General features: G+C 37.8%; 9 protein-coding genes. All 9 read right to left on the bottom strand.

Going from position 1 to position 11,952, the window contains the following annotated elements; translation table 11 throughout:
* Positions 1-440: 440 nt before the first annotated feature.
* A complete protein-coding gene (locus H4K35_RS13280; protein ID WP_182628446.1) occupies positions 441-1,613 on the bottom strand; it encodes a porin in 1,173 nt (390 codons plus the stop codon).
* A gap of 26 nt (positions 1,614-1,639) precedes the next feature.
* Positions 1,640-2,992 carry an anaerobic C4-dicarboxylate transporter family protein gene (locus H4K35_RS13275; RefSeq protein WP_182628445.1) on the bottom strand — a complete coding sequence of 451 codons (1,353 nt, stop codon included), beginning with the start codon at positions 2,990-2,992 and terminating at the stop codon, positions 1,640-1,642.
* A gap of 115 nt (positions 2,993-3,107) precedes the next feature.
* A complete protein-coding gene (locus H4K35_RS13270) occupies positions 3,108-4,178 on the bottom strand; it encodes a type II asparaginase (RefSeq protein ID WP_182628444.1) in 1,071 nt (356 codons plus the stop codon).
* A 19-nt stretch (positions 4,179-4,197) separates the two neighbouring features.
* Positions 4,198-5,607 (bottom strand): aspartate ammonia-lyase, encoded by a 1,410-nt coding sequence (gene aspA / locus H4K35_RS13265; protein ID WP_182628443.1) that lies wholly within the window; start codon positions 5,605-5,607, stop codon positions 4,198-4,200.
* Between the two features lie 508 nt (positions 5,608-6,115).
* Positions 6,116-8,092, bottom strand: a complete 1,977-nt coding sequence (gene dnaG / locus H4K35_RS13260) for a DNA primase (RefSeq protein WP_182628442.1) — start codon at positions 8,090-8,092, stop codon at positions 6,116-6,118.
* 76 nt (positions 8,093-8,168) lie between these two features.
* Complete coding sequence (locus H4K35_RS13255) at positions 8,169-9,377, bottom strand: carboxypeptidase-like regulatory domain-containing protein (protein WP_182628441.1); 1,209 nt, start codon at positions 9,375-9,377, stop codon at positions 8,169-8,171.
* A gap of 14 nt (positions 9,378-9,391) precedes the next feature.
* Positions 9,392-10,534: a hypothetical protein gene (locus H4K35_RS13250; RefSeq protein ID WP_182628440.1), complete on the bottom strand. Its 1,143-nt coding sequence runs from the start codon at positions 10,532-10,534 to the stop codon at positions 9,392-9,394.
* Positions 10,524-11,153, bottom strand: a complete 630-nt coding sequence (locus tag H4K35_RS13245) for a hypothetical protein (RefSeq protein ID WP_182628439.1) — start codon at positions 11,151-11,153, stop codon at positions 10,524-10,526. The genes H4K35_RS13250 and H4K35_RS13245 overlap by 11 nt, the downstream gene beginning before the upstream one ends.
* Positions 11,135-11,707: an RNA polymerase sigma factor gene (locus H4K35_RS13240; RefSeq protein WP_182628438.1), complete on the bottom strand. Its 573-nt coding sequence runs from the start codon at positions 11,705-11,707 to the stop codon at positions 11,135-11,137. The genes H4K35_RS13245 and H4K35_RS13240 overlap by 19 nt, the downstream gene beginning before the upstream one ends.
* Positions 11,708-11,952: the final 245 nt, after the last annotated feature.

Here is an 11,952-nt window from a genome sequence, read left to right as displayed (position 1 = left end):
AGACTCTTTATTTCGATTATCCAAATTTATTTTTAAAAAATATTTTTGAACCAATCTCAAGCCTTTTCTACTGCTTTTCTATGAACGTCTGCTTGTTTAATGCGGATGCAAAAGTAGTACCTTTTTCCCCACTTCCAAATTATTTGTTGCTTTTTTTTTAGTGAAATTCCACTTTTATTCACAACTCATTACTATAACGCACGTTAGATCGAAAAGTTTTTTTTTACTTTTTTGTCGGCTTTTGTTTTTTGTAGGTTGCACGGTTCGCTCGTCGTGAGGTTCGCGCGCTTTAATTTGCGCAATTCAATACCAAGGAAGGTTCTTTCTTATATAGACAACAATTCCTCCTTATATAATAAAAAAGAAATCTACTTGCTACGACAAAACAAACCGCAAAAAAAAGGAGAGCTTTCGCTCTCCTCTTTATCGTATAAAATCAATTAAAAGATCAACAATGGTGCGATAAATCCTACACTCAATCGGCCTGTATTATAATTCTCTTGTCCTAAATGCTCCTTGGCATAGGTTGAATAATTGTAATAGCGTCCAACATAAGAGGCATAAAATCGGATATTCATATTTTTAAATGGCAAATATTCTACTGTTGGAATAAATCCATAACTTGAACGAATATGGCTTACCCCGCTATTTTCAGATACTAAATTTTTAGCATAGGCATTGTTATTCATTAAAGTTAATGTAACATTTACTTTTGGAGCAATTAAATACTCTGCTTTAATCCAGTTCTCAAGGTAAGATACATTTTGTTGAGCGACTACATTATCTCCCGTCATCATATCTGTAATTATTCCCTTGCGATCTAACCCTTCGTTGCTGTATTTAAAATCGTACATCAGCGTAAATCGGTTGTTTTGATATTTATTACCAAGGGAATAATAGTTCATTCCTCTATTTTTAGCTTCTTGAAAGTAGCTGTAGCTGTAGATAGTTTCAAATTTTCCATCGAAAAAACTTCCTCTCCAATTGGTTACGATCGCCATTGGGGCTTTAGCTTTTTCAATTCCCTCTGGCATTTGTCCTTTATATACATCTTCGAAATTAGAAACGCGTGAATTTAACACTTGTAATCCAAAAGAGTGATTGTTGGACACTTGATGCGTCACCCCAACTCCTGTAAGGAAGTTATCAGCGTATTCTAGGATATCATTGTATTCTAAGATATCAATTGGATTGAGGTCAAATTCAAATCCTCCCCAATCTGCGCTCATTTTACCGAGGTTTAGTTGAGTTTTAGGAGACAAGGCTACGCCAATGAATGCCATATCCGTAGAGCGACTAATATTATCTCTACTTCCAGGATCTGTACTTTTGGTGTAGCGATCTCTGAATCTGAAATAGACTTTTTCGTGAATTTTACCTTTAATTTCAAGTCGGAACTGATTGTTACTAAAGGTAGATTCTTGAAATTTACCATCGTGAAATAGGTTGTCGTTGGCAAAACGCATATTAAATATCATGTCGACGTTTTTCAACAGATCAATTTTTTCAACAGGGAGTAGCGGTTTTGAGAGCGTATCGGCTGTTGTTTGTGTTTCTTGTGCAACAATTCCTACTTGCACAAAGAGTGCTAAAAATAATAAGATTTTTTTCATAGCTCAATATTTAAGGGGTGTGTACCTTACAGTAGAAAGGATCCCAAAAGGAAGCCTGCTGCGATAGCAACGGTAATGGCGACTAAACCGGGAATCATAAAACTGTGGTTCACTACAAATTTTCCAATTTTTGTACTTCCAGTACGATCAAAGTTTATTGCTGCTAATAAAGTTGGATACCCTGGCAGAACGAAGTCTGCGTTTACAGCTGGGAATATAGCGATCAATGCAGGATTTGAAACTCCTAGCGCCATCCCTAAAGGCATCATTGTTTTTGTTGTTGCTGCTTGACTAAACATCAAGGCACCTAATATAAATACAGCAATTGCAAACGTCCATGGGTATAAAGTAACGACTTCACTTAAGAACCCTTTGATAGCCACTTCGTTGTGTGACATAAAAGTCGCACTCATCCAAACCACACCAAAAACGGACACAACCGCTGTTGCCATAGAGGAGAACAAGCTAACTTTGGTCACACTGATTGCACTTGTTTTGGTAATCAACATCATCAAAGCAGAAGCAGAAAGGGTAATCATACTAATAACACTTACCATTTGCAGTTCACCATTGGCTTTGACAACCAAACTAGCGGCTCCTGGTTCAAACTGAGGTAAGAGTTGTGGAAAAGCTCCAGCAATAACAATTAATAAAACGGCAATAGCGAAAATAACCACGGATGTTTTTGCTCCTTTTTTTAGGGGAGTTTGATTTCCACTTTCATCTTCACCCGTATCCAAGCTCTTTGCAAATTCAGGATCTTTCATCTTTTCAATAAAGATTGGATCGTCTTTTAATTCTTTTCCTTTGCGCAATACAACAAAGCAAGTGATAAGTATACCGATTAAACAAGCGGGGATACACACTTTCATAATATCAATTAGCGCACCTGGATAGGCGAGAATACTAGCTCCGGCAAATGCGGCAGTGGCAGCACTCATGGGACTACCTGTAATAGCCAAATGAGATGCAATCACTGAAACACTTAAGGGGCGTTCGGGTCTAATTCTCTTTTTTGTAGCTACCTCAGCGATAATTGGAAGTAACGAATACAGCAAGTGAGCTGTTCCAGCGAACAGACAAAAGAAATACACCGTAAAAGGCGCAATAAAAACAATGTTAGAAGGGTTACTGCGGATCACTTTTTCTGCTAATCGCACCAAGTAATCTAATCCTCCACAAGCTTGTAAAGTAGCTGCGGTAGACACAATAGCCATAATAACCAACATCACATCAATTGGAGGATCTCCAGGTTTCATCTGAAAGATGAACACAAAGATTAACAACCCAATCATACCCATCACTCCTAATCCTATTCCCTTCATTTGGGAACCGATTAATATCATCGCAATTAAAATTGCAAACTGAATCAATAACATAACACTCGATTTAAGACGCTCAAGCTCATCAGTAGGTACAAAAAAGGGAGCGAACCACTAAAGTGTTCTATACGCTCCCCCCATTATGTTTTCCTTTTGATGTACTCAATAGGATTTAGTATTTAAAGAATATCTCTTGTAGTTCTTTTTGATTGTTAGTCTTGGTCAAGGCTAACATCAATAAAACGCGTGCTTTCTGTGGATTTAAATCATCTGCAACAACAAAACCTAGTGCTTGATCATCTACCTCATTGAACAAAGTTACACGACCAGAACCTGCACGAGCAGATCGACAAACGGCAATTCCCTTTTTAGCTGCTGCCTCTAATGCTTCACCTACTGGAGCATTAAAGTTTCCGTTGCCCATTCCGGCGTAAACAATGCCTTGTACTCCTTCTTCAATTGCTGTAGTCACCGCTCTTGGACTTGCATCGGCATAGCCGTATACAATTTCTACTTGTGGAAGTTTAGTCAATCCTTTTACACTGAATTTTTGTTCTGGTGAACGCAGTGTTTTGTAGTAGTAGTTTACTTTTCCGTCGTAGATTAATCCGATAGGACCAAAGTTTCTCGATTTGAATGTCGCCATATTTGTAGTTACGGTTTTAGTCACATCGCGAGCGGCGTAAACTTCTTCATTCATAGCAGTCACTACACCTACATCTTTACTATTCGGAGAAGCTGCCACCATCACAGCATCCAATAAATTGCGGTTTCCATCTTGACTCATTGCTGTAGAAGGGCGCATAGCTCCAACTAGAACAACTGGTTTTGTAGCGTTTACCGTTAATTCCAAGAAATAAGCAGTTTCTTCTTGTGTATCAGTACCATGCGTTACTACTACACCATCTGCCTCATTTTTCTCAAAAATCTCGTTGATTCGATTACTCAATTTCAACCAAGTCTCAACATTCATGTCTTGACTTCCGATTTGTGCAATTTGCTCCCCCTTAATTTTAGCGATGTTGTGCATTTCAGGAACAGCATTCAACAAATCGTCAATAGGCACTTTACCAGCAGTGTAGGCAGCCTTTGTTGAAGACTCACCAGCTCCGGCAATTGTTCCTCCCGTTGCCAAGATAATGACACGAGGCAAATCTTTCGTCGATTGACTATTTTTCTTAGGCTGTGCTTGTACTTGAAAAACTAGTAAAAAGACAAACAATACATTTATGATCTTTTTCATATTAGGGTGTGATTTTAGTTTAGGATACAATTAGTTTTGGATTGATTAAATTGTCTAACGAGTAAACTTCCTCCCATTTTGCTTGCGAAATCAACTTGCGTTCTTCTACTACAATTTGGTGTACACTTTTACCAGACAACAACGCTTCACCTGCAACACTTGCACAAGTTTCATACCCTAGGATTGGGTTTAACTGTGTAACAATTCCGATGCTGTTCATCACTAGATTCGCACAATGCTCTTCATTAGCAGTAATGCCAACAATACATTTTTCGATTAAGGTTGTTAAGCTATTTCCTAAGTACTCTAGAGAAGTGAACAAAGCAAATCCGATCACAGGTTCCATAACGTTCAATTGCAATTGTCCTGCTTCAGCAGCCATGGTAACAGTTAAATCTTGTCCGATTACATAGAAACACGTTTGGTTTACTACTTCTGGAATTACAGGGTTCACTTTTCCTGGCATGATAGAAGAACCAGGTTGACGCGCTGGAAGGTTGATTTCGTTCAATCCCGTACGTGGACCAGAGCTCAACAAGCGCAAGTCATTACAAATCTTTGATATTTTGATTGCCGCGCGCTTTACTGTTCCCATGATTTGAACATAGGCCCCAGTATCGCTCGTTGCTTCAATTAAATCTGGAGATAATACTAAAGGCAATCCTGTTTCTTTGGATAAATACTTCACACATAATTCAGGATAAGCTTCTGGTGCATTAACTTTTGTTCCGATTGCTGTTGCACCCATATTTACTTCTAGGATTAAGCGTTGTGCTTCGCGCAAGCGCAATAAGTCTTCCCCAACTGTTGTTGCAAACGCGTGAAACTCTTGACCTAAAGTCATTGGCACAGCATCTTGCAATTGGGTACGCCCCATTTTAAGAACACTTTTGAATTGCTCGCCTTTGGCTGCAAATGCTTTTTCTAAATCTGATATTATTTGACAGAATCCGTCTAACTTGTAATACAAGGCCAAGCGAAAAGCTGTTGGATAAGCATCGTTGGTAGATTGAGAACAGTTTACGTGGTTATTCGGGTGTACATATTGATATTCTCCTTTTTTATGCCCGAGGTATTCCAACGCAACATTGGCAATTACTTCATTCGCATTCATGTTCACTGAGGTTCCAGCGCCACCTTGAATCAAATCACTCACAAACTGATCGTCGTATTTTCCCGCTATTACTTGATCACAAGCAAAGCAAATTGCCTCCGCAATTTTTGCGTCCAACACCCCACAGTCTCTATTGGCTAAAGCAGCAGCCTTCTTAACCTCACCTAAAGCTTTGATCAACCCTTTTTCATGATTCAGGGTAAGACCTGTAATGGTGAAATTTTCAACAGCGCGAAATGTTTGAACCCCATAATATTTGTCATTGGGAATATCTAATTCGCCTAAAAAATCGTGTTCTCTTCTTGTATCTTTCATATGCTTTAAATTTTATTATTATCGTAATTCATTTATATTATTTCTATTCGCATGCTATGCTTTATTTCACACTTCAAAAATAATGCTAGAAAAAAAATCATTTTATGACAAAAACACATTGATTATTTTATTTTTTTTACATATATTAAAGAAATCCTCCTTAGTATTACTAAACAAATCATAATAAATACTGTCTTTATGTTTAACATAATAATAAATAGTTGAAAAAAATCTCAAACCATCTATTTATAACATTAAAATATCTTAAAAACACCTATAAGTACCAATCAAATATATAAAAAATTAGTGTTAGTAATTCATTTTAGCAACTTTATTTTAAAAAAAATATAAAATTACCATTATAGTTAGAAATGTTTGTTTTTTTTTGAGTTTTACCGGATTGAAAGCGAATATCTGTTTCGTTTTTCTAGTTATTTTTAGCCTTAGCGGGACTTATTGCAGAAAAAATAACGCAAAAAAAAACCTCATTGTCCATGAGGTTTATGTTTTATAATCTAAATCGGGTGGTTACTTGTCCTAATCGTTTCGAAAATGTATTCATTAAAGTGGAATAATCAATAATAATTCCGAGTATTTCAAAAGCGCGATCTTGTTCTACGCCTCCTAATTTGCTTTTATACTTCTCTATAATAGCATTTACAAGATGCATGCGCAGCGTTAGAATCGTTTCAGTTGTATATTGGGCAATACCATCTTTTTTTTGTTTGACAAAAATGTTTTGCGATTCCCATTTGTGTAAGTTTTCCTTTTCTTCTTCCATGAGAATAGTTGTCACTTGTGCAGACAGTTCACTATCTAAGCGCTTGAGGTAATCCTCTAGACTCCACGTATTGTTGTGGTAGTAGTTCATTATATCCGCATAGAGTTGTTTGAAAATAGGATTGGTCAACTGCACTTCATCTTCTTGTAAGCTCAGGTAGATGCGTTCATATACTTTTTGAACGATTTTGTGCTCCACTTCAACAATTTCGTCGTCTTCGTTCGTTTCAAAGAGGAGCTCTACAAATTGTTCTTCTTCATTGCCATACAACAACAATATTTCAATAATGCGCTGTTCTAAAAGATAGAGTGCATCAACTGCAATTTCTTCTGTTTTTTTATCAGCGTGCACCACTTCCATTTGTTGGCGCTCTTGGGTAAACTTTTTATTGGCATCAGCGAGTTCTTTTCTACTTATTTGAGCTAAAGAGGAAAAGATGACTTCTTCGGAAATATCCATGATTCGCGAACACTCTTGAATGTAGATTTCCCTTTTAATCGGATCGGGTATTTTAGAAATACTCGTCACCATATCGCGGATAATATCTGCTTTTTTAATGGGATCCCCTTTAGATTCTTCCATCAAAGTATTGGCTTTGAAACGGATAAAATCAGTAGATTGTTCTTCGAAGTAGGATTCTAATTCTTCTAAGCTGTGTTTTCGTGCGAAGCTATCAGGGTCTTCTCCTTGAGGAAGAGGGCAAATGCGCACATTCATTCCTGCTTCAAGAATTAAATCAACCCCGCGAAAAGAAGCGCGGATTCCTGCGGCATCGCCGTCGAACAGCATAGTTATATTCTGAGTCAATCGGCTTATTAGTCGAATTTGTTCGGGTGTTAGGGCAGTTCCTGAAGAAGCTACCACGTTTTTTACGCCCGTTTGATGCATCTGGATCACATCGGTATAGCCTTCGACCAAATAACAATTGTCCTTTTTAGCTATTTCTTGTTTGGCATGAGAAATCCCATACAACACTTTACTCTTGTGGTAGATATCACTCTCTGGCGAATTGAGGTATTTTGCTGCCTTTTTATCCTGGGTCAAAATACGCCCACCAAAACCCAATACACGTCCCGACATACTTTGAATGGGGAACATCACACGTCCTTTGAAACGGTCAAAACGCTTGTCATCCTTAACGATTGTCAATCCCGTTTTTTCCAAATAGTCTAACGAATAACCTTTTTTCAAAGCAGCTTCAGTAAACGCATCCCATTTATCTGGAGAATAGCCCAACCCAAAAGTCTTAATAGTATCCGAAGTAAACCCTCTTTCTTTAAAGTAAGACAAACCAATGGCTCTTCCTTCTTCTGAATTCAATAGCGTATCTTCAAAATAATTCTTGGCAAACTCTGACACGATGAACATACTTTCCTTTTCATTCATCTGTTCTTTTTCCGCATCAGTTTGCTCGGTTTCTTCTATTTCGATGCCGTATTTTTTAGCTAAATAGCGAATGGCCTCTGGATAGGAGAAGTGTTCGTGTTCCATCAAAAAAGTAATGGCATTTCCTCCTTTACCTGAACTAAAGTCTTTCCAAATCTGTTTGACAGGAGATACCATAAACGAAGGCGTCTTTTCGTTGACAAAAGGACTCAACCCTCTATAGTTTGCCCCTGCTTTCTTTAAATTGACAAAATCACCGATCACCTCCTCTACGCGAGCAGTATCAAAAACAGTATCAATGGTCGTTTTGGAAATCATAGTTTACATTTGTCCCACAAAGATAAAAAAAGAAGTTGCTTTACAATAAAACAACTTCTTTTCTATTGGTAAATGATTATTTGGTTTCTTTTGTTTGCAGCTGTTGCAGAACGCGCTCTTCTCCATCTGTCAAGGGTCGGAATACTCTGTTTTTCCAGTATTCCGTTTGATACTTGCTAGGATTTTGAAAAATATTCATTGCTTTTAGTCGGGATTTAGTGGGTAGGTTTGTCTCTTGTATTACATCATCTACAACTACTTCTCTAAGCATACTGACTACATTATCTCCGATTCGCTTATGACTGATGCGATAATCCATTAGTTGTGCTAGATAATATAGGTCATATTTACCTTGTCGTTCTTTATAAACTCCTTGAAAACTCAGCTCATCGATACGCAATTGAAACAACAATGCATTTATCGTTTTACGGTTGTTTTGGTATGCTTTGGCCAATGCATAATGATAGGACAAAATTTGTTTGTGGTCTTGGGTAAAGACAATTTGTCCTTCATAGTATTTCCACCCCTCTACATTTGCTTTAGGTTTAAAAGAGACGGTTATTTCATTTCCAGTTTCACCTTTGTTTTGTTTTAAGACATAGTCATATTCTTCGGGCGAGTCTAGTACTTCACGTACGGCATTTACTCCCGTATTGGAGGTAAAGAAATCTCGGATATCGCCTAGCCCCCCAATCAATGCAGAACTCAAAATTGCTTCATCACTCCCTCTAGGAATCTCCATTAAGGACTCAAGAACACGATGTTCTTTAAGTACCACCAAGGGACTTTGTTTTGGTTTTTTGATATAATAGTCAAGCAAACCATCGCCTACATTAGTCACTTCCCCATTAGTCCACATAAATTCTCTCGCATAGGTCTGATATACATCTCCATTTTTTTTAGGTCTTAACGCATTTTCAAAGGCATCATAGAACACCTTAGCTAAAGGTTCTGTAAAGGCAATGACCGCTTCAAGTTCCGTTTCTTTTAATTGTAATAGAACGGGCATCTTTCCCTGTGTATCAATTTCTCGGGTTTGATACGATGGATGGCTCAAAACAATATGGTTCTGATTCTCCTCTAACTCAATCGAAAAATCACCATTGCCATCAGTTTGTGCCTTTCTTCCTTGGTCTTGTGTACTAATAGTAACCCCTTCAATACCGAGTTTTGATTGATGGTCCACTACATTCCCCTTCCAAACCGAAGTTTGCGCATGTATAACAGTCTTCAATCCTAATAGAAGAATCAAGACAAGAAAACACTCCTTATAATATTTATTCATCTTTCTTCACTTTATTAAATATCTAATCGAAGTCCTAAAGACCACACATGTTGTTCTATACTATTGTGCTTAAATAGCGGAGTTAGTTCATACTGAAACTGTAGTGCCCAAGAGCGATAGCCTAGGTAACTTCCCACCCCAAATCTCGTTCGATCAATACCTAGATCAGAGCGATGTTTAACGCGATACGTTCCATTATCTTTATAGCGATACACTTGTTTTCCACTACTATTTCCAAAGTTAACATATCCTCCGAATCCTAAACGCCAACTACGCTCTGATATAAAATAGTTTTTCCCTGTTTTGCTATCTGTTTTCTTAGGTGTAAAATCAAACTCTAAATAAAGGGGAATTTGAAAAGAACCCAACGCTAATCTAGATTTTGTAAAGCGTTCATCATAATCCGATAATACCGTCTGTCCGTCTTGCACTTCAAAGAGGCGATGTTGACTCGGTTTTAGGTTACTGTACTCCCAAGCAATCCCATAGCGCAAGTGTAGTAAGTTATTGTTTTTTAGAAGTCTTGTCTTGACATGTAATCCAAACTGAATAAAATTAGACGGAACATAGCGAATTTCGGAATTAGCAAAGGCTCCATCGGTTTCCAGGTTACTAATCCCATACTGTAGATGAAGGCGAAGATTACTTCTGCGCTCCCCCAAAATGCGTTGTCCTTTTTTCTGATAGCTATCATAAGTACCGCCCATCATTACCGTTGCTACTCGTGTAGTTGTATCGGCAACTTTGAGAAACTCACCATTCTTCATTGCGTAGTTGACCTGACTTTGTACAGCAAGAGTCAAACTGTCTTGCATGCGAACAACCTCTTTTTCAATGCGATCAGAAGCTTCTTTTGCAAATTTAGATTTCAATTCTTCTCCGAATTCTTCTGTTATACGGTTGTTATCGACCAAATTGTTAATAGAATCCACGCGGATGCGCAACCGCTCTTTTTGTTTTACTGTTGCATTCTGAATATCCACTGCAATTTGACTGACATTGTATTCAAAGGCTTTCAAGACTTGATCCGTCTTCTTTGATATCTTTTCTTTTTCTTCCAGATTATGGCCCTCTCGCTCTATTCGGATTTGTCCATAACTCGTTGTTAGGCTCAACAGCCACAACAACACCAAACTATATCTCCATTTACTTTTCATATATACTCTCTGATAAATCTACTACGGTTTTTCTCGTGGTATCAATAATTTTTTTCAATTTAGTCTCTCGGTATTCTACTTCAATTTCTCCTTCTACTTGTTTCAATAAATCGTTACTGTCCACCACAACTTTGCGCTGTGCGTTCTTTACGACGATCTCATCAATAACCAAGGAGTCCATTGTTTCTCTTTTAGCATCGATTGTTTTAGGTGCAATCGGCTCTATTTGTGCCAGCTGTAAAAATTGCGTTGTTGTTCCTACTTTATCTTGTTGTTGCGCAGGCTTAGGCACAATATATTCTGCTGGTTGTAGACTATCTTGCTGTTCCTGTGCATTCGTTTGATCGACTTGATCCGTTACGACATAATGCGTTGGTAGGGATTCTTCAGTTGAAGGCGAAGATAGGAAAGGCGCAGTGATCCAAAACACAAGGCCTAAAATTCCACCAATAAGCAAGCAAGCGGCAATTCCCATCCATTTTTGGAACGCTAGTTTTATTCCTTTCTTTTCTCTTTTGTCTAACTGTTGAGCTAATTTATCCCAAGCAGCTGAAGAAGGAGCAATGGTACGTTCGTCCATTTGCTTTTTCCAATCTTTATCTATTTTACTCCATTCCATAAACCTTGTTGTTTTAAATGCTCCAATTGTTGTTGTAATAATTTACGCGCTTGTGCGAGTTGTGATTTTGATGTGCCTTCGCTAATTTGTAGCATATGAGCGATTTCTTGGTGCTTGTATTGTTCAATTACATACAGGTTAAAGATCGTTTTACAACCCGCAGGTAATTGGTCGATTAGTCGTTGGATTTCTTCTAAAACTAAATCGCTTTCTTGGTGGTACTGCACTACTTCCTGAAGTTCGACCTGCTCTTCTAGATAGGAAAAAGGCCGCTGTGCGCGTAAGAATGAAATCGATTCATTGACCATAATCCGCCTAATCCAACCTTCAAAACTTCCTTTTCCCTCATATTTATGCACTTGTGTAAACACTTTCATAAAGGCGGTCACCATTACGTCTTCCGCATAGTGTATATCTTGTATGTACTGTCTACAGACGCTCAGCATCTTGCCCGACAACAATTGATACACCTCATGCTGAGCGGTTCGCTTCTCACACCGTAAATCATCGAGGTAATCTTCCACTTTTTTGGGGTACAATCGTATCAATTTCATAACTATTTAGTGTTGCTAAATGTATTATTTAAAATGCATCTTTGTCGTGATTCACGATAGAAATTGATGGATCCAAGACAGAATAGTGTCAACCATATTGATAATAAGTAGTAATAATCCTTTCATAATTTATTTTTTTGGGGTTCTCTATTACATAGACGCAACAAAAGAGCAAAAGGTTGGGATGAAAAGAAAAAAAAATATATTTTTTTTATCAAAAACAAGAAAGCCTCCAAATATGGAGG

The organism is Myroides sp. NP-2 (genome assembly GCF_014145665.1).
GTDB lineage: Bacteria > Bacteroidota > Bacteroidia > Flavobacteriales > Flavobacteriaceae > Flavobacterium.
The sequence above is the reverse complement of the archived record's forward strand: the minus strand, read 5'-3'. Positions and strand labels throughout refer to the sequence as shown.